This window comes from Variovorax sp. GW823-FHT02B07 (assembly GCF_058797695.1).
In genome coordinates this window covers 1-20,293 of sequence record NZ_JBXAJX010000004.1, presented here as the reverse complement: position 1 = coordinate 20,293, position 20,293 = coordinate 1, and the positions used below count along the sequence as shown (strand labels likewise).

General features: G+C 70.5%; 17 protein-coding genes. 14 read left to right on the top strand and 3 right to left on the bottom strand.

Annotated features, from left to right (window positions below):
• Positions 1-5 precede the first annotated feature (5 nt).
• Genes AC1RGU_RS20890 through AC1RGU_RS20875 form a run of 4 tightly spaced genes read left to right on the top strand, consistent with a single transcriptional unit; the run spans position 6 to position 3,263 of the window.
• Entirely contained in the window at positions 6-929 is a 924-nt protein-coding gene (locus AC1RGU_RS20890) for a PhzF family phenazine biosynthesis protein (protein ID WP_172438398.1), read from the top strand.
• A 14-nt stretch (positions 930-943) separates the two neighbouring features.
• Positions 944-1,639 carry a VOC family protein gene (locus AC1RGU_RS20885; protein ID WP_492698244.1) on the top strand — a complete coding sequence of 232 codons (696 nt, stop codon included), beginning with the start codon at positions 944-946 and terminating at the stop codon, positions 1,637-1,639.
• A 4-nt stretch (positions 1,640-1,643) separates the two neighbouring features.
• The gene (locus AC1RGU_RS20880; RefSeq protein WP_062480600.1) at positions 1,644-2,276 is read left to right on the top strand and encodes a LysE family translocator; all 633 of its coding nucleotides are present in this window, start codon (positions 1,644-1,646) and stop codon (positions 2,274-2,276) included.
• A gap of 18 nt (positions 2,277-2,294) precedes the next feature.
• Positions 2,295-3,263, top strand: a complete 969-nt coding sequence (locus tag AC1RGU_RS20875; RefSeq protein ID WP_095743494.1) for a threonine dehydratase — start codon at positions 2,295-2,297, stop codon at positions 3,261-3,263.
• 7 nt (positions 3,264-3,270) lie between these two features.
• On the opposite strand, the gene AC1RGU_RS20870 is transcribed toward AC1RGU_RS20875, so the two are convergent.
• The gene (locus tag AC1RGU_RS20870) at positions 3,271-4,107 is read right to left on the bottom strand and encodes a creatininase family protein (protein ID WP_095743493.1); all 837 of its coding nucleotides are present in this window, start codon (positions 4,105-4,107) and stop codon (positions 3,271-3,273) included.
• 310 nt (positions 4,108-4,417) lie between these two features.
• On the opposite strand from AC1RGU_RS20870, the gene pgaA reads away from it, so the two are divergent.
• From pgaA to AC1RGU_RS20845, 5 genes are all read left to right on the top strand, one after another.
• Positions 4,418-6,961 (top strand): poly-beta-1,6 N-acetyl-D-glucosamine export porin PgaA, encoded by a 2,544-nt coding sequence (pgaA, locus tag AC1RGU_RS20865; RefSeq protein WP_492698247.1) that lies wholly within the window; start codon positions 4,418-4,420, stop codon positions 6,959-6,961.
• An 8-nt stretch (positions 6,962-6,969) separates the two neighbouring features.
• Positions 6,970-9,036, top strand: a complete 2,067-nt coding sequence (gene pgaB, locus AC1RGU_RS20860) for a poly-beta-1,6-N-acetyl-D-glucosamine N-deacetylase PgaB (protein WP_492698249.1) — start codon at positions 6,970-6,972, stop codon at positions 9,034-9,036.
• Positions 9,033-10,313, top strand: coding sequence for a poly-beta-1,6-N-acetyl-D-glucosamine synthase (gene pgaC, locus AC1RGU_RS20855; RefSeq protein ID WP_095949480.1), 1,281 nt, complete (start codon positions 9,033-9,035; stop codon positions 10,311-10,313). Before pgaB ends, pgaC begins: the two co-directional genes overlap by 4 nt.
• Complete coding sequence (locus tag AC1RGU_RS20850) at positions 10,303-10,869, top strand: PgaD family protein (protein WP_492698251.1); 567 nt, start codon at positions 10,303-10,305, stop codon at positions 10,867-10,869. The genes pgaC and AC1RGU_RS20850 overlap by 11 nt, the downstream gene beginning before the upstream one ends.
• 122 nt (positions 10,870-10,991) lie before the next feature.
• Complete coding sequence (locus AC1RGU_RS20845; protein WP_492698253.1) at positions 10,992-11,789, top strand: SDR family oxidoreductase; 798 nt, start codon at positions 10,992-10,994, stop codon at positions 11,787-11,789.
• A gap of 304 nt (positions 11,790-12,093) precedes the next feature.
• Here AC1RGU_RS20845 and AC1RGU_RS20840 read toward each other — a convergent pair whose 3' ends face one another.
• The gene (locus AC1RGU_RS20840; RefSeq protein WP_070060281.1) at positions 12,094-13,002 is read right to left on the bottom strand and encodes a LysR family transcriptional regulator; all 909 of its coding nucleotides are present in this window, start codon (positions 13,000-13,002) and stop codon (positions 12,094-12,096) included.
• Positions 13,003-13,091: 89 nt separating this feature from the next.
• On the opposite strand from AC1RGU_RS20840, the gene AC1RGU_RS20835 reads away from it, so the two are divergent.
• Entirely contained in the window at positions 13,092-14,102 is a 1,011-nt protein-coding gene (locus tag AC1RGU_RS20835) for a zinc-binding alcohol dehydrogenase family protein (RefSeq protein ID WP_492698255.1), read from the top strand.
• Between the two features lie 14 nt (positions 14,103-14,116).
• Entirely contained in the window at positions 14,117-14,686 is a 570-nt protein-coding gene (locus AC1RGU_RS20830; protein WP_492698257.1) for a GNAT family N-acetyltransferase, read from the top strand.
• A gap of 15 nt (positions 14,687-14,701) precedes the next feature.
• Here the strand turns inward: AC1RGU_RS20830 and AC1RGU_RS20825 are convergent, their stop codons facing one another.
• Positions 14,702-16,054, bottom strand: a complete 1,353-nt coding sequence (locus AC1RGU_RS20825) for a PQQ-dependent sugar dehydrogenase (RefSeq protein ID WP_492698258.1) — start codon at positions 16,052-16,054, stop codon at positions 14,702-14,704.
• Between the two features lie 130 nt (positions 16,055-16,184).
• Between AC1RGU_RS20825 and AC1RGU_RS20820 the strand changes: the two genes are divergently transcribed.
• The 3 genes from AC1RGU_RS20820 to AC1RGU_RS20810 all read left to right on the top strand — a co-directional run bounded on the left by AC1RGU_RS20820 (position 16,185) and on the right by AC1RGU_RS20810 (position 20,067).
• Positions 16,185-16,958, top strand: a complete 774-nt coding sequence (locus AC1RGU_RS20820; protein WP_492698260.1) for an alanyl-tRNA editing protein — start codon at positions 16,185-16,187, stop codon at positions 16,956-16,958.
• Positions 16,959-17,019: 61 nt separating this feature from the next.
• A complete protein-coding gene (locus AC1RGU_RS20815; protein WP_492698262.1) occupies positions 17,020-19,248 on the top strand; it encodes a protein-disulfide reductase DsbD family protein in 2,229 nt (742 codons plus the stop codon).
• 126 nt (positions 19,249-19,374) lie between these two features.
• Positions 19,375-20,067, top strand: coding sequence for a thioredoxin family protein (locus tag AC1RGU_RS20810; RefSeq protein WP_492698264.1), 693 nt, complete (start codon positions 19,375-19,377; stop codon positions 20,065-20,067).
• The last annotated feature ends 226 nt before the right edge of the window (positions 20,068-20,293 follow it).

Genomic DNA, 20,293 nt, shown 5'->3' with positions numbered 1-20,293 from the left:
CCCTGATGAAATCCCGCCCCTTCAAGCAAGTCGACGTCTTCACCGCCACCGCCTACTACGGCAACCCGCTCGCGGTGGTGATCGACGGCCAGGACCTGGACGACGCCGCCATGCAGCGCTTCGCGCAGTGGACCAACCTGTCGGAGACCACCTTCCTGCTGCCGCCGACCGACCCGGGCGCCGACTACCGCGTGCGCATCTTCACGCCCGGCGGCGAGCTGCCCTTTGCCGGCCACCCGACCATCGGCAGCTGCCATGCGTGGCTGCAGGCCGGCGGCAAGCCCAAGGTGGCGGGCCGCGTGGTGCAGCAGTGCGGCGCCGGCCTCGTGCCGCTGCGGCGCGACGGCGAGCGCTTGGCCTTTGCCGCGCCGCCGCTCAAGCGCAGCGCCCCGAGCCCCGCGCTGCTGGCCAAGGTGGCCGGCGCGCTGGGCCTGAAGGCGCAGCAAGTCATCGCGGCGCAGGTGCTGGACAACGGCCCGGTCTGGTTCGGCCTGCTGCTGAACGACGCCGACGCCGTGCTGGCGCTGCAGCCCGACCACCGCGCGCTGAAGGAACTGGGCGTGAAGGCCGGCGTGGCGGGCGTGCCCTCGGCGCACGACACCTCGCTGCTCATCGGCCGCTCGAACCGCGAGGCGCGCGCCTTCGGCAACCGCCCCGCCACGCCGAACGACGACGGCGCCAAGATCGACCTCGAGGTGCGCGCCTTCGCCGAGCCCATCGGCGTGCAGGAAGACCCGGTCACCGGCAGCCTCAACGCCAGCCTGGCCGAATGGCTGATCGCCGACGGCCACATGCCCGAGCGCTACCTGGCCGCGCAAGGCCAGTGCCTGGGCCGCGCGGGCCGCGTGCACATCGAGCGCGACAGCGACGGCACGATCTGGGTCGGCGGCGATGCCGTGACCTGCGTCGACGGCCACGTCACGCTCTGAACGAAAGCCACCCCATGCACCCCGCCGAAGTCGACCACCTGGTGATCGCCGCCGCCTCGCTGGCCGAGGGCGTGGCATGGTGCGAGGCCACGCTCGGCGTCACACCCGCGCCCGGCGGCGTGCACCCGCTGATGGGCACGCACAACCGGCTGCTGAACATCGCGAGCGACGCGTTCCCGCGCGCCTATGCCGAGATCATCGCGATCGAGGCCGGCAAGGCGCCGTCGCGGCCGAAGACGCACCGCTGGTTCGACCTGGACGACGCCGCGCTGCAGGCCGCGCTCGCGCAGCGCGGCCCGCGCCTCATCCACTTCGTGGCGCGCGTGCCCGATGCACACGCCGCCACGCAGGCACTCGCACGCGAGGAGCATGCGCACATCGACCGCGGCCACCTGCTCGAAGCCTCGCGCGACACGCCGGCCGGCCGGCTCGAGTGGCAGATCACGGTGCGCGACGACGGCCAGCGCCTGTTCTACGGCGCGCTGCCCACGCTGATCCAGTGGGGCGCGGTGCACCCCACCGACGCCATGCCCGCCTCGGGCCTGGCGCTGCGTTCGCTGCGCGTGGCGCATCCGCGCGCGCCGGCGCTGTCGGCCGCGCTCACGGCCATCGGCATGGGCGGCCTGCCGGTCGATGCCGGCCCGCCCAACCTCGTCGCCGTGCTCGACACGCCGCGCGGCCCCGTCACCCTCGAATCGCAAGGACTCTGACCCCATGCTCACCCTGACCGAAATCGCCTGGTTCGCCCTCGCCTCGCTGCTGCTGGCACTCACGCCGGGGCCGAACATGATCTATTGCGTGTCGCGCACGCTGATCCAGGGTCGCCGCGCGGGGCTCATCTCGCTGGGCGGTGTGCTGATGGCGTTCCTCGTGCACCTGTTCGCCGCGGCGCTGGGCCTCACGGCGCTGCTGCTGGCGGTGCCGGTCGCGTTCGACGCGATCCGCTTCGCCGGCGCGGCCTACCTGATGTGGCTCGCGTGGCAGGCGGTCAAGCCCGGCGGCAACGCGCCCTTCGAGGCCCGCGCGCTGCCGGCCGATCCGCCAGCCAAGCTGTTTCGCATGGGCTTTCTCACGAACCTGCTGAACCCGAAGGTGGCGATGTTCTACCTGTCGTTCTTCCCGCAGTTCATCCATCCCGAGCGCGGCTCGGTGCTGCTGCAGAGCCTGCAGCTGGGCATGGCGCAGATGGCGAGCAGCGCGCTGGTCAACACCGTGATGATCGTCGGCGCCGCGAGCATCACGGCCGTGCTGTCGCAAAGCGCGGGCTGGCTGCGCGCACAGCGCTACATCATGGGCAGCGTGCTGGCCGCGCTGGCCGTGCGCGTGGCGCTCACCGAACGCAAGTAAGCAACCCGAAGGACGTCGATGCGATTCACCCGCGAAGAGATCGAAGCCGCGCAGCGCACCGTGCATGCGGCCATGCCGCCCACGCCCCAGTACACCTGGCCGCAGCTGTCGCAGCGCCTGGGCGCCACGGTCTGGGCCAAGCACGAGAACCACACGCCGGTCGGCGCCTTCAAGATCCGCGGCGGCCTGACCTACTTCGAGACCCTCGCGCGCGAGCAGCCCGCCGTGCGCCACGTGATCAGCGCCACGCGCGGCAACCACGGCCAGTCGGTCGGCTTCGCCTCGCAGCGCCACGGACTGGCCGCGACCATCGTGGTGCCGCACGGCAATTCGCGCGAGAAGAACGCGGCGATGCGCGCGCTCGGCGTGACGCTGGTCGAACATGGCGACGACTTTCAAGCGGCCGCCGAACACGCGGCGGTGCTGGCGGAACGCGACGCGCTGCACCGCGTGCCCTCGTTCCATCGCGAGCTGGTGCGCGGCGTGTCGACCGCGTATGTCGAGTTCTTCAGCGCACTGAAAGCTTCACCGCCCGACGTGCTGTTCGTGCCCATCGGCCTGGGCTCCGGCTTTGCCGGCGCGGCGGCGGCGCGCGCGCACTGCGGCGTGTCGACGAAGCTCATCGGCGTGGTGTCGGCGCATGCCACGGCCTACCGCGATTCATTCCGCGCGCGCCGTGCGGTCGAGTCGCCCGCCACCACGCGGCTGGCCGACGGCATGGCCTGCCGCACGCCGGTGCCCGAGTCGCTGGAGGTGATCCTGCGCGAGGCCGACGACGTGATCACCGTCACCGACGACGAGGTGGCCGAAGCCATGCGCGTGCTTTTCAGCGACACGCACAACGTGGCCGAAGGCGCGGGGGCTGCCGCGTTGGCGGGGGCGCTTCAGCAAAAGGAGCGCTGGCACGGCAAGACGGTGGGCGTTGCGCTGAGCGGCGGCAATGTCGATGCCGACATGTTCGCCGGGGTGCTGGGGCGCAGCGCCTGATCCGCTCTCAGGGCAGCGGCCCTGTGTTCGCCGTGCTCAACGGCAGCTGGGACACCTCGGCCAGCAGCAAGGCCAACTGCTGCGCGGCCGCATCGATCACCGCCTGCCCCTTCGCGGCCGTGGCTGCTGCGGCATTGCCCGCCGCACCCTGCGCGTTGTAGTCCTCCATGGCCCAGCCGAGCTTGGCGCTCTTGCCGTTGCCGAGGATCGCGCAGTCGGCCGCGCGCTGCTCCGAGGTGGAGCTGAAATCCTTCGCCTCGCCCATGCGCACCAGCGCGGGCGTCAGCGCCAGCATCATCGAGGTCTCGACCTCGCCCGCGTGCACGCCGAAGCGGTGCTCGCGGGCGCTGAACTGCGCGTTCGCGTCGCCCAGCGGCAGGTTGAACCAGCTCACGCTGTAGACGATCAGGCCGTGCGCGGCGCGCAGCTCGCGCGCCACGATGTCCATCGCGCCCACATGGCCGCCGTGGGCGTTGAACAGCACCAGCTTCTTCACGCCGGCGCGCGCCACGCCCGCGCCGATCTCGTTCCACATGCGGATCAGCGTCTCGGCCGAGAAGGTGAGCGTGCCCGCAAAGCGAGCGTGCTCGGGGCTCAGGCCGATCTGCTGGGTCGGCAGGAACAGCGCCGGCAGTTCCGGCGGCAGCAGCGGCAGCGCCGCGGCCACGATGCCGTCGGCCAGCACGGTGTCCACGCCCAGTGGCAGGTGCGGGCCGTGCTGCTCGGTCGCGCCCAGCGGCAGCACCGCCACCGTGGTCGCCGCGTCGAGCGCGGCAAAGTCGCGCGTCGTCAACTGGGACCAGAAACGGGGCCAACGGGGCGAAGAGACCGGAAGTGCGTTCATGCCGCGATCTTAGGACGGGGCCATGGGCGGCGCATGGGGCAACACTTGCATACAACTTGCCAACATCGGATGAATTGATCGCGAATCTGTTCACGATTAGTTCTCATCTTTCCCGATGTTCGGTCCTATTGTTTACAAATTGGCCTAGAGTCCCTTTTCACGAACTTTCCGCCACGGCTTGTCACGGCCCAGGAGAGTTCACGCAAAAGGGAGTAGCGTGTCCATCCATCCACAAAAAAATGGAGGCACCGTCGTTGCCGGGCGCAAAGTCGCGCCCTTCAAGGCATTGCCTCACCATCTCGCACGAGCCGTGCGGGGTTTGCCGCCGATCGTGTGCGTGCTGGTCTTCGGAAGCAGCACCGCGTACGCGGAATCCACTGTCGCGCCCTCGCCGGCCGCCCCCCTGGGCAGCGCGCTGGCGTATGACGCCTCGCAGCACGACGCCCTCATCGTCGCGCGCCGCGCCGGCCGCATCGCGCCGGCCCAAGCCCTGCAACAGCTGCGCCAATGGCTGGCGGCGCCCCTGGCCGACGACCAGCGCCGGCGCGTGGCTTCCGACGCCATCGCGATCGCGGTGGCCGACGGCCGCTTCGCCGACGCGGTGGCCGTGGGCCGCCAGGTGCCGCCCGGCGAGCTGGGCGATTACGCGCTCGGCCCGCTGGCCGGCGCCGCGCGGCGCACGGGCGACATCGCCCTGCAGGGCGACACCGTCAAGGTCTGGCGCGCGCGCCAGCCCGCGGCCCGCGAACCGCGCATCCATGAAGCCTTCTGGCGCCTGGCCAGCGGCGACACGGCGGGCGCGCAAACCATCTACCGCGCACTCGCACAGCCCGCACCCACCGAGGTCGCCGACCGCGTCGCGCTGCTCGACCTGCGCGCCGCGCTGGCGCGTGCCCAGGGCCAGCCGTTCCAGGCGCTCACGGCCTACGGCGAGATCACCGCGCTGCAGCCCCAGCGCCGCGATGCACAGCGCGACGCCGACTTCCTGCTGGCCGAGTACGGCGGCGCCACCGCTGCGTTCGAGGACGCGCAGGCGGCCGAACGCAAGCAGCCCGGCAGCCTCGCGCCGCTGACGCTCGCGCTGCTCGAACAGCAGGCGCTGGCGCAGCAGCTGCGCTGGGCCGTGAAGGCGCGCGACCAGCGCCTGGGCGCGGCGCGCGTCGCCGACCTCGACAAGGTGCTGGCCGCCCAGAGTGCCGCGCTGGCCCGGGTCGACGCCGCGCTCGCGCAGCCCGCCCCGCAGGACGCCGACACCTGGCGCACGCTGCGCACGCGGCTGCAGTCGGACCGCATGATGGCGCTGCTGGAGCGCGGCCGTCCCGCCGACACCATCGCGCTGTACGACAGCCTGCGTGGCGACGGCACCGCGCTGCCGCCCTACGCGCTGGGCACCGCCGCCCGCGCGCTGGCGCAGGAGCGCCGCTCGGCAGATGCCGTGCCGTTGTTCGAGAAGGCGGTCGTCGACCTGCCGATGCCCGACAGCCTGCACTTCGGTCTGGTCTACGCCTACCTGGACACCGGCCGCTTCGACGAGGCCGAGGCGCTGCTCCAGCGCATCGAACGCGCCACGCCCGTGCTGATGCGGCTGGCGCCCGAAGCCGGCCGCCCCAACGACCAGTTCTCCGAGGTGAGCGGCTTGAGCGCGCTGCTGCAGCTGTACGGCGACCGGCCGAAGCTTGCGCAGCCGCGCTTCGACACGCTCACGCAGGAAGCCCCGCTCAACGCGGGCTACGCCTACGGCGCCGCACTCACCGAGCGGCTGCGCGAGCACCCCGAGGCGGCCGTGGCGCGCTTCGAGGCGCTGAGCGCCGACCACCCCGACGACCTGAGCGTGCGCACCGGCCATGTCGAGGCGCTGCTCGACGCCGACGAATTCCGCGCGGCCCGCATCCGTGCCGAGTCGCTCGAGGCCGACGCGCCCGACGCCGCCGAGGTGCGCGAGATGGCGCGCAAGCGCCGCTCGCTGGTCGGCCCGCAGCTCGAGGTCGATGCCGAAGGTTCGCGCGGCGGCGGCACGCTGGCCAGCCGCGAATGGCGCGTCGACAGCCGGCTCAGCTCCGGCCTCATCGGCGACGCATGGCGCGTGTTCTACGCGCAGACGCTGGGCCGCGGCTACACCTCCGAGGGCACGGCCCAGTGGGCGCGCGGTGGCCTCGGCGCGAGCTGGCAACAAGGCCGCTGGCTGGCCGAAGGCGTGCTGCAGCATGCGAACAGCGGGCGCTACCGCAACAGCGTGGCCGGCCGCGTCGACTACCGCGCGAGCGACGCCTGGCGCCTGTCGGCCACCTACGACGGCGACAGCAAGGAGCTGCCCTGGAAGGCCCGCGCCGTGCCCTTCGGCGCGCAGGCCATCGGCGCGCGAGAGTTCGGCGCCAGCGCGGCCTACGTCGTCAACGAGTCGCGCCGCTTCGACCTGCAATGGCGCCGGCTCGACTTCAGCGACGGCAACCTGCGCGACGGCCTCGACTTCGGCTGGCGCGAGCGCTGGGTCAGCACGCCGCGCTTCCAGATCGAAACGCGGCTGGGCGTCGATGCCAGCCGCAGCCGCCTGCAGGACGTGCGCTATTTCAGCCCCTCGCGCGATGCCAGCGCGCAGCTGTCGGTGCGCGGCCAGTGGCTCACCTGGAAAAACGACGACCGCCAGTTCTTCCAGGTGCTGGAACTCGGCGGCGGCAGCTACCAGCAGGCCGGCTTCGGCAGCGGCCCGCTGTGGAACCTGCGCTACGAGCACCGCTGGGCCCTGGGCCAGAAGCTCACGCTGCGCTACGGCCTGACCTTCGGCAGCCACCCCTACGACGGCGTGCGCGAAAAACAGCGCGGCGTGTTCCTGAACCTTTCGATGCCCCTGCAGTGATGTCCGTGATGCAAGCCCCCACCTTCTTCCTCCGGCTGCGCGCGGCCCTGCTCGGGCTGCTGCTGGCGGCGGCCTTGCCTGCGCTCGCGGCGCCGGTGCTGCCCGCCGACCCCGACAACGGCATCGACTTCCGCGTGATCTCGTTCCACGACGTGCGCCCCAACGTGCGCGCCAGCTTCGAGACCTCGCCCGACGAAACCGCCATCGACGAGCGCACGCTCGCCGAAGTGTTCGCCTGGCTGCGCCACAACGGCTACCACCCGGTCAGCCTGCAGCAGATCGTCGATGCGCGCAGCGGCGGCAAGCCGCTGCCCTCGCAGCCTGTGCTGCTGACCTTCGACGACGGCTACCGCAGCGCCTACACGCACGTGTTCCCGCTGCTCCAGCGCTTCAACTACCCCGCGCTGTTCGCGCTGGTGACGAGCTGGCTCGAGGTGCCCGAAGGCCAGCCCGTGCACTGGGGCGACAAGCCCGCGCCGCGCGAGAACTTCCTGCTGTGGCGCGAGGCCGCCGAGATGGCGCGCTCGCCGCTGGTCGAGTTCGCCAGCCACACCGACGCGATGCACACCGGCATCCAGGCCAACCCGCAAGGCAACATGCTGCCCGCCGCGGCCACGCACCGCTACGACCCGACCACCGGCCGCTACGAGGACGACGCCGCCTACCTGCGCCGCATCGAGACCGACCTGCGCCGCAGCCGCGAGCTGATCGAGAAGCGCACCGGTGCCAAGGTGCGCGCCACCGTGTGGCCCTACGGCGCCTACAACACGCCCGCGCTGGAAGCCTCGGCGCGCGTGGGCATGCCGATCACCTTCACGCTCGACGACGGCGCGAACACGAAGGAGATTCCGCTCAACCGCATCCGCCGCGCGCTGGCCGCCTACGACAACGAGGCGCCCGACTACGTGCAGATGCTGCGCAGCCCGGTGGGCGGCGAGGTGCGCCCGATCAACCGCGTGATGCACGTCGACCTGGACTACGTGTACGACGCCGACCCGGCCCAGCAGGAGCGCAACCTCTCGGCGCTGATCGAGCGCGTCGCCGCCGTGCGCCCGCGCTCGGTGTTCCTGCAGGCCTATGCCGACCCCGACGGCGACGGCGTGGCCGACGCGCTGTACTTTCCCAACCGCCACCTGCCGATGCGCGCCGACCTGTTCGCCCGCGCCGCCTGGCAGCTGCGCAGCCGCACCGGCGTGAAGGTCTACGCCTGGATGCCCGTCACCGCCTACCGGCTGCCGGCGTCGAACCCGCTGGCCACGCACACGGTGCGCACGCTCAAGGGCGATGCGCCGGCCGACCGCTACCACCGGCTCTCGCCCTTCGACCCGGCCGTGCGCACGCTGGTCGGCGACCTGTACGAAGACCTAGGCCGCCACACCTTCTTCGAAGGCCTGCTGTTCCACGACGACGCCATGCTCTCGGACGACGAGGACGCCAGCCCCGCCGCGCTCGACACCTACCGCCGCTGGGGCCTGCCGGCCGACGTGGCCGCGCTGCGCGCCGACCCCGCGCTCATGGCGCGCTGGACCAGCGCCAAGACCCGCCACCTGATCGAGTTCACGCACGAACTCGCGGCGCGCGTGGGCACCTGGCGCCCCGCGCTGGAAACGGCGCGCAACCTCTACGCGCGGCCGGTGCTCGAACCCGCGGCCGAGCAATGGTTTGCCCAAAACTATGAAGCCTCGCTCGCTGCCTACGACTACGTCGGCCTGATGGCCATGCCGCGCATGGAGCAGGAGGCCCGCACCCCGGCCGACAGCGACGCCTGGCTGGGCCGCCTGGCCCAGCGCGCGGCCGCCACGCCGCACGGCCTGGACCGCACCGTGTTCGAGCTGCAGGCGCGCGACTGGCGCACCGGGAAACCCGTGGCCGACGCCGAGCTCACGCGCCAGTGGACCCTGCTGCAGCGCGCCGGCGTGCGCCACCTGGGCTACTACCCCGACGACTTCCTGAACAACCAGCCCTCGCTGGAGACCGTGCGCCGCGCGATCTCGGTGCGTTCGCTGCTGTCGCGCGCGCCCCGGCGCAACCACGACGCCGCCACGCTGCCACCTGAAGGAGGGAAGCCCCGATGAACACGCTCCAGATGCTGGTGGACCTGATTCCACCGGTGCTCTTCGGCTTCGTCTTCTACTACCCGTTCTTCATGGCGTGGGTGTGGATCGCGGGCGGCCTCTCGCACGCGTGGTCGTTCGAGCGCAAGCGCGACGTCGAGATCGACCCGCTGCCGCTGCTGCCCTCGCAGCCGCTCGTGACCGTGGTCGTGCCCTGCTTCAACGAGGCGCCGCACCTGCGCGAAGTGATCGAGCAGCTCATGCGCACGCGCTACCCGAACTACGAGGTGATCGCCGTCAACGACGGCAGCACCGACGGCACCGGCGAGCTGCTCGACGAGATGACGCAGGAGTTCAGCCGCCTGCGCGTGATCCACAACGCCAGCAACCAGGGCAAGGCCGTGGGCCTGAACACCGCCTGCCAGCTGGCGCGCGGCGAGTACATCCTGGGCATCGACGGCGACGCGCTGGTCGACCCGAACGCCATTGCGTGGATGCTCAAGCGCATGCTGGCCTCGGATCGCATCGGCGCCGTCACCGGCAACCCGCGCATCCGCACGCGCACCACGCTGCTGGGGCGCATGCAGGTGGGCGAGTTCTCGTCGATCATCGGCCTCATCAAGCGCTCGCAGCAGCTCATCGGCACGCTCTTTACGGTGTCGGGCGTGCTGGCCATGTTCCGCCGCCGCGCCGTGCTCGAGGTGGGCTTCTGGAGCCCCGACGTGCTCACCGAGGACATCGACATGAGCTGGAAGCTCCAGCTCGCCGGCTGGCGCCTGCGCTTCGAGCCGCGCGCGCTGTGCTGGATCCTCATGCCCGAGACCCTGCGCGGCCTGTGGAAGCAGCGCCTGCGCTGGGCCGTCGGCGGCATCCAGACCATGCTGCGCATCACGCCGTCCATCCTGCGCCTGCGCAGCTGGCGCCTGTGGCTCATCTACAGCGAGTACATGGTGAGCGTGGTGTGGGCCTATGCGATGGCGCTGGTGCTGGTGATCAGCTTCATCCGTCCCTTTTTGCCGCACGAGTCGGCCTGGCATTCGGCGCTGCTGCCGCACTGGCAGGGCACGCTGCTGGCCATGACCTGCATCCTGCAGATGCTGCTGAGCCTGTGGATCGACCGTCGCTACGACCGCGACCTCATGCGCTATTTCGCCGGAACGATCTGGTACCCGATCGCGTTCTGGACGATCACGATGGCCACCACGGTGGTCGCCCTTCCCAACGCTCTGATGCGTCGTCGCGGCAAGCGCGCGGTGTGGACGAGCCCTGACCGAGGAGTTTCTTCCGATGCATCCTGAACACCCGATTTCTTCGCCGACGGTCCACGAAGCCCCGCCGCCCCGCACCCGTTCGTGGGGCCAACCCGCGGTGGACGAACCCATCATCGACGCCGCGCGCATCCCGCTGCACGCCTTCGGCAACGGCCGTTCGCCGGCGCGCACCCTGGCCATGTACCTGTGGCTGCGCGTGCTGCGCCCCGCGATCACCGTCGCGATCTGGTTCTGCGCCATCTGGTACGCCTGGCCCTACGTGATGGGCGCGCGCTCCCAGCCCGAGGTGCTTCAGCTACTGGGCCTGTACGCCATCGTCATCGGCGTGATCCTTGCCTCGATGCTGATCATGGGCCCGCTGCGCCGCCGCCAGCACCGCAGCGAGACGCCGCCGGAGAAGGAACAGTCGTCGCTGTTCGCGCTGGCGTCGTACATCGAAGTCGCGCCCGCGCGCCTGTCGACCTGGCAGCGCACGCGCCAGCTGCTGGCGCACCACGACCACCAGGGCCATCTGCGCGACGCCACCGACAGCGCGCCGGCCGCGCTGGAAGAAGAAACGCCGGCGAAGCGCCGCAAGGCCTGACGCGCAGAGGCAACCGGCGCGGCCTTTTCGGCCGCGTCGCTGCAGGGGTTTCGGGGCGGTGATTCAATCGCGCGGCGGCGGCAGCGCCGCAGACAGATTCACCTTCTTCCAAGGACCCCGACATGGACCTCCAGCTCCAGGACCAGCACGTTCTCATCACCGGCGGCAGCAAGGGCATCGGCCTGGCCTGCGCGCTCGGTTTCCTGCGCGAAGGCGCGCGCGTGAGCCTGGTCTCGCGTGACCTGCAGAACCTGCAACAGGGCCAGCAGTCGCTGCTCGCCGCGTTCCCGCAAGCCGAAGGCCGCGTCAGCCTGCACGCCGCCGACCTCAAGAACCCCGCCAGTGCCATCGCCGCCCTCGACGCCGCCGAGCAGGCCTTCGGCCCTGTCAACGTGCTCGTCAATTCGGCAGGCGCCGCGCGCCGCACCCCGCCCGACGAGCTCACGCCCGCCGCGTGGCACGACGCGATGGACGCCAAGTACTTCACCTACATCCACATGATCGACCCGGTCGTGAAGCGCATGGGCCAGCGCGGCCGCGGCGCCATCGTCAACGTCATCGGCCAGGGCGGCAAGGTCGCCAGCCCCGTGCACATGGCCGGCGGTGCGGCCAATGCGGCGCTCATGCTGGTGAGTGCGGGCATGGCTGCGGCCTACGCCGCGAAAGGCGTGCGCGTGAACGCCGTGAACCCCGGCCTCACGCTGACCGCGCGGCTGCAGGAAGGCATGAAGGCCGACGCGAAGCTGCAGGGCATCGACACCGACGAGGCGCTGGAGCGCGCCACTGCACGCCTGCCGCTGGGCCGCATCGCGACGCCCGAGGAAGTCGCCAACACCGTGCTCTTCCTGGCGTCGCCGAAGGCAAGCTATGTGACTGGCGCGATCGTGGCAATGGATGGCGCAGTGACCCCGATGATCTGACAACGAACAGCACGAGGGAGCGAACGCAGTGAAGCGACCCCCAGGCCGAGCGCAGCGACGGCCCGTCTGTTCCCCCTCCCCTCTGGCCGCGCCGAGAAGCGCAGCGTTTCGCGGATCAGGGCTCGCCCTTGTTTGAGCGAAGCGAGTTTGGGCGAGACCCCGCGAAACGCGAGCACCGCAGGTTGCCCGCAGCGAAGCGGAGGGACGCGGACAGTGGGGTCGCCTTTCTTTGCTTACTTTCTTTGGCGAAGCAAAGAAAGTGAGTCGCCCGCCGGGGCGAGTCCCGGCCAGCAGCCTCAAGAAATCACCCCACAGCCAACAACCCCTCGAACTTCAACGCCAGAAAATCCACAAACCCCCGAACCCGAGCCGGCACAAACCGCCCACTGGGCAACAGCGCATGCAACGGATAAGGCTCCGTCTCCCAATCAGGCAACAGCCGCACAAGACGACCTTCCCGAATGTCATTACGCACATCCAAAGCGGACTTCAGCGAAATCCCATACCCCGCCACAGTCCACTCCCGCGCCAGCGAAGCATCATCCACACTCCGATCCCCATTCACCCGCACCTCCGTCCACTGCCCCAACTGCGCAAACCGCCACACCCGGTGCCGTCGCCCACTCCGGTTGAACGTCAGGCAGTTGTGCTGCAGCAGATCCTGCGGAACCCGAGGCAAGGGATGCCGACGCAGATAGTCCGGTGAAGCCGTCAGCACCGGATTCGTCAGCGCAAACGCCCGCGCCACCAGCCGCGAATCGGCGAGCGCCCCGTAGCGCAGCGCCACGTCCACCTCGTCCCGCATCACGTCCAGCGGCCGGTCCCCGACAGAGAGCGACAACTGCACCCCCGGATGCAGCGCCAGAAACTCGTCGAACCACGGCAGCAGCGTGCTGCGGGTGAGATCCGACGGCGAGGCCACCCGCAAGGTGCCCACCAGCTCCCCCCGATCCGCAGTGACCAGCGACTCCCCCTCGTCCAACAGTTCAAAAGCACGCACCGCATAGTCAAGCAGCGTCTGCCCCTGCGGCGTCAGCCGCATCGCCCGCGTCGACCGCTCGAACAGCCGCGCCCCCAACTGCGCCTCCAGCCGCTTCAACGTCGCACTGGCCGCAGCGGGCGTGATCCCCAGCGCATGCCCCGCCGCCGTCAACGTGCCGCCGCGCGCCGTCTGCACGAGCACCTGTAGGTCCGATATATTTTCAATCTTCATTTGAAAGTGTTGGTGATTCATACCACCTTATCAAACAGACGTTGTCATCCTACAGTCCAGCCATCGTTCCAGAAAGAAGGTCTCTTCCCATGAAAGCCGTCGGCTACCACCAGCCCCTCCCCATCGATAACCCCGAATCGCTGCAGGACATCGAGCTCCCCGCCCCCGTGCCCGGCGCGCGCGACCTGCTGGTGCGCGTGAAGGCCGTGTCGGTCAACCCGGTCGACACCAAGGTCCGCAAGAACGCCGCTCCCGAAGCCGGCCAGGCCAAGGTGCTGGGCTGGGACGCGGTCGGCACCGTCGAAGCCATCGGCAGCGACGTGCAAAACTTCAAGGTCGGCGACCGCGTCTACTACGCCGGCTCGATCATTCGCCCCGGCGCCAATTCGGAACTGCACGCCGTCGACGAGCGCATCGCCGCCCTCGCCCCGAGGAGCCTCGACGACGCGCAAGCCGCCGCCTTGCCGCTGACCACCATCACCGCCTACGAACTGCTGTTCGACCGCCTCCAGGTGCCCAAGGACGGCGGCGAAGGCCAGACGCTGCTGATCACGGGCGGCGCAGGCGGCGTGGGCTCCATCCTCATCCAGCTCGCGCGCCAGCTCACGAAGCTGCGCGTGGTCGCCACCGCCTCGCGCGCCGAAACGCGCGCCTGGTGCCTGGCCCTGGGCGCGCACGTCGTCATCGACCATTCGAAGCCGCTCGCCGCCGAACTGAAGGCCGCCGGCATCGACGAGGTCGACATGGTCGCCAGCCTCACGCAGACCGACCAGCACTACGCGCAGCTCATCGAAAGCCTCAAGCCCCAGGGCCAGCTCGCGGTGATCGACGACATGAAGGTGCTCGACGCGATGCCGCTGAAGACCAAGTGCATTTCGCTGCACTGGGAAATGATGTTCACGCGCTCGCGCTTCACCACGCCCGACATCGCCGAGCAAGGCAAGCTGCTGGCCGAGGTGGCCGCGCTGGTCGACGCGGGCCGCATCCGCACCACGGCGAATGCGAGCTTCGGCACCATCAACGCCGCGAACCTGCGCAAGGCACATGCGCTCATCGAGAGCGGCAAGGCGCAGGGCAAGGTGGTGCTGGCCGGGTTCTGAGCACAATCGGTCGCATGACCGAAGAAAGCACACACCCGCCCCTCATCGAATTCGACACCCCGCGCCTGCGGGTGCGCCAATGGCGCGAGAGCGATCTCGCGCCATTTTTCGCACTGGCCTGCGACCCGCAGGTGATGGAGTTCCTGCTGCCCTTGCCCACGCGCGCCGAGAGCGACGCCGCGGCCTACCGTGCCCGCGCGCTCATCGCGCAGAAGGGCTGGGGCTTCTGGGCCGTCGAGCGCAAGGACACAAGCGAGTTCATCGGCTTCACCGGCCTGAACGTGCCGCTGGCCACGCTGCCTTTCTCGCCCTGCGTGGAGATCGGCTGGCGCCTGTCGCGCGCCAGCTGGGGCCAGGGCTTCGCGACCGAGGCTGCGCACGGCGCGCTGCAGGTCGGTTTCGAACGGCTCGGGCTCGACGAGATCGTGGCGTTCACCGCCAACGGCAATGTGCGTTCGGCCGCGGTGATGGAACGCCTCGGCATGCACGAGGACGTGGCCGGCGCCTTCGAGCATCCGGCGGTGCCCGAGGGCCACGCGCTGCGCGGCCACCGGCTGTTCCGGATCGCCAGGCCGCAGCGCTGAAACGACCGCGCCTGGCTACTTCGCCTTCGACACGCGCCACACCGCGTTGCCCACGTCGTCCGCCACCAGCAGCGCGCCGCCCTTGTCCAGCGCCACGCCCACCGGCCGGCCGTGCGCCTTTTCGTCGGCGCTCAAAAAGCCCGTGAGGATGTCGACCGGCGGCCCGCTCGGCTTGCCGCCGATGAAGGGCACGAACACCACCTTGTAGCCCGACTTGGGCTTGCGGTTCCATGAGCCGTGCTCGCCGATGAAGGCGCCGTTCGCGAACTCGGGCGGCATGCCGCGCGCGTGCGAGAACACCAGCCCCAGCGGCGCGACGTGCGCGCCCAGCGCGTAGTCGGGCGCCAGCGCCTTGGCCACGCGCTCGGGCTGTTGCGGCGTGACGCGCGCATCGACCACGCCACCCCAGTAGCTCCAGGGCCAGCCGTAGAAGGCGCCCTCTTTCACCGAGGTGAGGTAGTCGGGCACGAGGTCGCTGCCGATCTCGTCGCGCTCGTTCACCACGGTCCACAGCACGTTCGTCTCGGGCTCCCAGCCCAGGCCGTTGGGATTGCGCAGGCCGCTGGCGAACAGGCGCTTCTCGCCGCTCTTCGCATCGACCTCCCAGATCGCGGCGCGGCCCTCTTCGGCCGCCATGCCGTTCTCGCCGATGTTGCTGTTGGAGCCGACCGTGACGTACAGCTTGCTGCCGTCGGCATTGGCGATGACGTTCTTGGTCCAGTGGTGGTTGATGCCCGCGGGCAGCGCCGTCACCACGGTGGGCGTGGCGCTGACCGAGGTCTGGCCCTCGGTGTAGGGCACCTTCACGAGCGCGTCGGCGTTGGCGATGAAGAGCTCGTTGCCGACCAGCGCCATGCCGTAGGGCGATGTCAGGTTCGCCAGGAACACCTGCTTCACCTCGGCCAGGCCGTCGCCATCGGCGTCGCGCAGCAAGGTGATGCGGTTGGCGCTGGGCACGCCCGCGCCCGCGCGGCCCATGACCTTGCCCATGACCCAGTTGCGCACCTTGGCGACCGGGCCACCGGCGCCGCTGCCTTCGGGCTGGGGCGGCTTGTTGCTCTCGGCCACCAGCACGTCGCCGTTGGGCAGCGTGTAGACCCAGCGCGGGTGGTCCAGCCCGCGCGCCAGCGCCGTCACGCGCAGGCCTTCGGCGGGGGTGGGCGCGGCGGTGTCGGTCCAGCCGACGGCGGGCGCCACGTTGACGGTGGGGATCAGCGTCTTGTTCGGGTCGGCCAGCTGCGGCCGGGGGCCGGTCGTGAGTTCGGGCGCGAGCTTGGCGGTCTCGCCGCAGCCGGCGACGAGCAGCACGGCGGCCACGGCCGCTGCGGACACAGCGAGGCGGACGGGAAGGTGCGGCGATGCGTTCATGCGGATTCCTTGCGCGGCAGGCGGCCGCAGACCGCCGGATCATGCGCAATCGCACGGCGCGGGCGTGTCGGTCGTGGGCGCTTTCCGGCGTGCGCGCACCTCCTTCGCGCATCGTCGCTACCATCGCCGCATGACCGACGACCTGTTCCGCGCCGACGCCTACCTGCGCACCTGTGAAGCCCGCATCCTGCGCATCGACGACACCGGCATCGTGCTGGACCGCACCGTGTTCTATCCGCTGGGCGGCGGGCAGGCCGGCGATGCCGGCGTGCTGGCGCTCGCCGACGGCCGCGAAATCGCCATCGCCGACACCCGCAAGGCCAAGGACGCCGAGGGCCAGCCGACCGCCGAATTCGTCCACGTGCCCGCGCCCGACCAGGCCGGGCTGCTGGCCGCGCTGGCGCCCGGCGACACCGTCACCGCCCGCCTCGACTGGGAGCGCCGCCACCGGCTGATGCGCTTTCACACCGCCAGCCACCTGCTGTGCCACCTCGTGCCGGTGCCGGTGAACGGCTGCTCGATCACGCCCGAGTACGCGCGCATCGACTTCCACATCACCGACCCGCTCGACAAGGAAACGCTCACCGCCGGCCTCGCGAAGCTGGTCGAGGCCGCCCACCCGCTGACCGTGGGCGCCATCACTGACGCCGAGCTCGACGCCAACCCCGCGCTGGTCAAGAGCATGAGCGTGCAGCCGCCGCGCGGCACGGGCACGGTGCGCACCATCCGCATCGGCGGCATGGGCGAAGACGGCGGCGCGCCGTCGATCGACTTCCAGCCCTGCGGCGGCACGCACGTGGCCAACACGGCGGAAATCGGCGCCATGGTCGTCACGAAGATCGAGAAGAAGAGCGCGACCACCCGGCGCGTGGTCCTGGGCTGGCCAGCGGCCACCGCGGCCTGAGCCTCGGGAAAGACCCGGCCCCCAGGAACTTCGCCCCGCCCTCTGGCTCCGACTGACCGGCATGACCTTTTCGCGCATCTCTTTCGCTACTTTTCTGATAGCTACCGCCGCAGCCTGCATGCCGGCTGCGGCCCAGCTGGCCCCGAAGACCGGGGCCGTGGTCACCACCCCCCACGTGCGCGCCGAACTGGTCGCCCATGCGCCCCAGGGCGTGGCGCCCGGCGCGCCGGTCTGGGTCGGGCTGCAGATCACCCACCAGCCCGAGTGGCACACCTATTGGAAGAACGCCGGCGATTCGGGCCTTCCGACCGAATTGAAGTGGACGCTGCCCGCCGGTGTCTCGACCGGCGAGATCGCCTGGCCGGTGCCCAAGAAGATCCCGGTCGGCACGCTCGCCAACTACGGCTACGAGAACACCGTGCTGCTGCCGGTGCCGCTCGAGGTCTCGACGCTCTACAAGCCCGACGTGGCGCTCACCGGCGGCTCGCCGGCCATGGACATCAAGCTGCAGGCCTCCTGGCTGGTCTGCCGCAAGGAATGCATTCCTGAAGAGGGCGAGTTCACGCTCTCGCTGCCCACGCGCGGCTCGACCGCGCTGAACAAGGCGGCCTTCGACACCGCGCAGGCCGCGCAGCCGCAGCCGCTGGGCACGCCCGGCGCGATCGCCGTCGAGGGCCAGCAGCTGAAGGTGCGCCTCGAAGGCCTGCCCGCCGCCGTGCGCGGCAAGACGCTCGAGTTCTTCCCCGAAACGCCCGAGGTGATCCGCACCGCGGCCGTCTCCGGCAAGGACTGGACGCAGGCCTGGGACGGTGCGACCTGGACCGCCACCGTGCCGCTGGCCGACCAGCGCAGCGAAAGCCCCACCGCAATGCCAGTCGTGGTGGCGCTGGCCGAGGCCGACCGCCAGGCCGGCCAGCCCGTGGCGTGGCGCGCCGAGGCGCCGGTGTCGGGCACCTGGCCCGCCGCCACCGCCGCACCGCGCGCCGCCGAGGTGTCGCCCGCGCTGCAGGCGGCGCTGGCGGCCAATGCGGCCCAGGCAGCGGCCCCTGCTGCCGCTGCGCAGGCCCAGCCCGCCGGCACCTTCATCGTCGCCCTGCTCGGCGCGCTGCTCGGCGGCCTGCTGCTCAACCTCATGCCCTGCGTGTTCCCGATCCTCGCGATCAAGGTGCTGGGCTTCGCGCGCCAGGCCGGCAACGCCAGCGCGCACCGCAAGGCGGGGCTGGCCTACACGGGCGGCGTGATGCTGTCGTTCCTCGCGCTGGGCGGCGCCATGCTGGCGCTGCGCGCGGCCGGCGCGCAGCTCGGCTGGGGCTTCCAGCTGCAGTCGCCCGGCGTGGTGGCGGCGCTGGCGGCGCTCTTCACCCTGCTCGGGCTGAACCTGGCCGGCGTGTTCGAGTTCGGCCGCGCCGCGCCGCAGTCGGTGTGCAGCGCGCAGGCCAAGCATCCGCTGGCCAACGACTTCCTTTCCGGCGTGCTCGCCGTGGTGATCGCCTCGCCCTGCACCGCGCCGTTCATGGGCGTCTCGCTGGGCTTTGCCATCGGCCTGCCGGCGGCCCAGGCGCTGCTGCTGTTCGCCGCGCTGGGCCTGGGCCTGGCGCTGCCCTACCTGGTGGCGGGCTTCGTGCCGGCCGTGGCGCGCCTGCTGCCCAAGCCCGGTCCGTGGATGCACACGCTGCGCCGCCTGCTGGCCTTCCCGATGTTCGCGACCGTGGCCTGGCTGGTCTGGGTGCTGGGCCAGCAAAGCGGCATTGACGGCGCGGGCACGCTGCTCGCACTGCTGGTGTGCCTGGCCGCCGTGGTCTGGGCGCTCACGCTGACCGGACGCACGCGCGTGGTCATCGCCACCGTGATGATCGCCTTCACCGCCGTGCTGGCCGGCACCATCGGCCGCAACATCGTGCAGGTGCCCGAGCCGACTGCGAAGCTGGCCTCGGCAGCACCGAACGACGGCGAGCGCTGGCAGCCGTGGTCGGCCCAGCGCGTGAGCGACATGGCGGCCGCGGGCCGGCCCGTGTTCATCGACTTCACCGCCGCCTGGTGCGTGACCTGCCAGTACAACAAGAAGAGCACGCTGGCCGACGCCGAGGTGCTCGCCGACTTCGACACAAAGCAGGTCGCCATGCTGCGCGCCGACTGGACCCGCCGCGACCCCGCCATCACCGCCGCGCTCACCGCGCTGGGCCGCAGCGGCGTGCCGGTGTACGTGCTGCAGGCGCCGGGCAAGGCGCCTGTCGTGCTGACCGAAATCCTCAGCAAGGACGAGGTGCGCGCCGCGTTGGCAGCGCTTTGAGCGCCGATGCGGTGAATTGAAACGAGATGACAACGCCGCTGTCATGGGTTGTCACACGCACTTGAAGAAACCGTTCTAAGCTGCAGTTGTTGTTTGGAATTTTGTTTTTTGGAGTTCAAGCTGGCCATGACGCTCTCGCCCACTGTCGACTCACGCTCCCTTCGCGCCGCGCGCCAGGCGCGCGCCGCCCTCAGCCGCGCTTCCCGCCGCGCCGTCGTGGCCGCCGCTGTCGCGCTGGGCGCCACCTTCCTCATGGGCACCAATGCTTTTGCCGCGCCCGCCGTGGGCCAGCAGGCGCCCGATTTCGTGGCCGTCGACACCACCGGCGCCAAGCACAAGCTCTCGGACTTCGCGGGCAAGTTCGTGGTGCTCGAATGGACCAACCCCGGCTGCCCCTTCGTGCGCAAGCACTACGGCAGCGGCAACATGCCGGCCACGCAGAAGGCGGCCACCGACAAGGGCGTGGTCTGGCTCGCGATCAACTCCACCGAGCGCGCCGCCAGCGACTACCTGAAGGCCGACGCGCTCGATGCCTGGATGAAGTCGCAAAAGGCCGCGCCCACCGCCGTGCTGATGGACGAAGACGGCGTGATCGGCCAGGTCTACGGCGCGCGCACCACGCCCCACATCTTCATCATCGACCCCAAGGGCACGCTGGTGTATGCCGGCGGCATCGATAGCATCGCCTCGGCCCGCGTGGACGACATCAAGACCGCCACCAACTACGTGAACCAGGCGCTGGGCGAAGTGACCGGCGGCAAGCCGGTGTCGGTGGCGAGCACGCGGCCGTACGGGTGTTCGATCAAGTACAAGAGTTGATGCGCGCGGGCGCTGTGCCCGCTGTGAATCACGCTCAAAGCAGAGCGCAGCATTCCTTTCTTGCGTCTTCGATGAGGCGCTGTTTCCCGGCCTGGAACAGGCTCATCCTTCTTCACGACGAATGACAAATCCCACGCATGGCGAAAGGTGTGCGTGGAGTTTGACGATTGTTATCAGTGTGATCGCGAGGCGACTCGCAAACTGCGCGACCTGTTTTCCTCCCAAG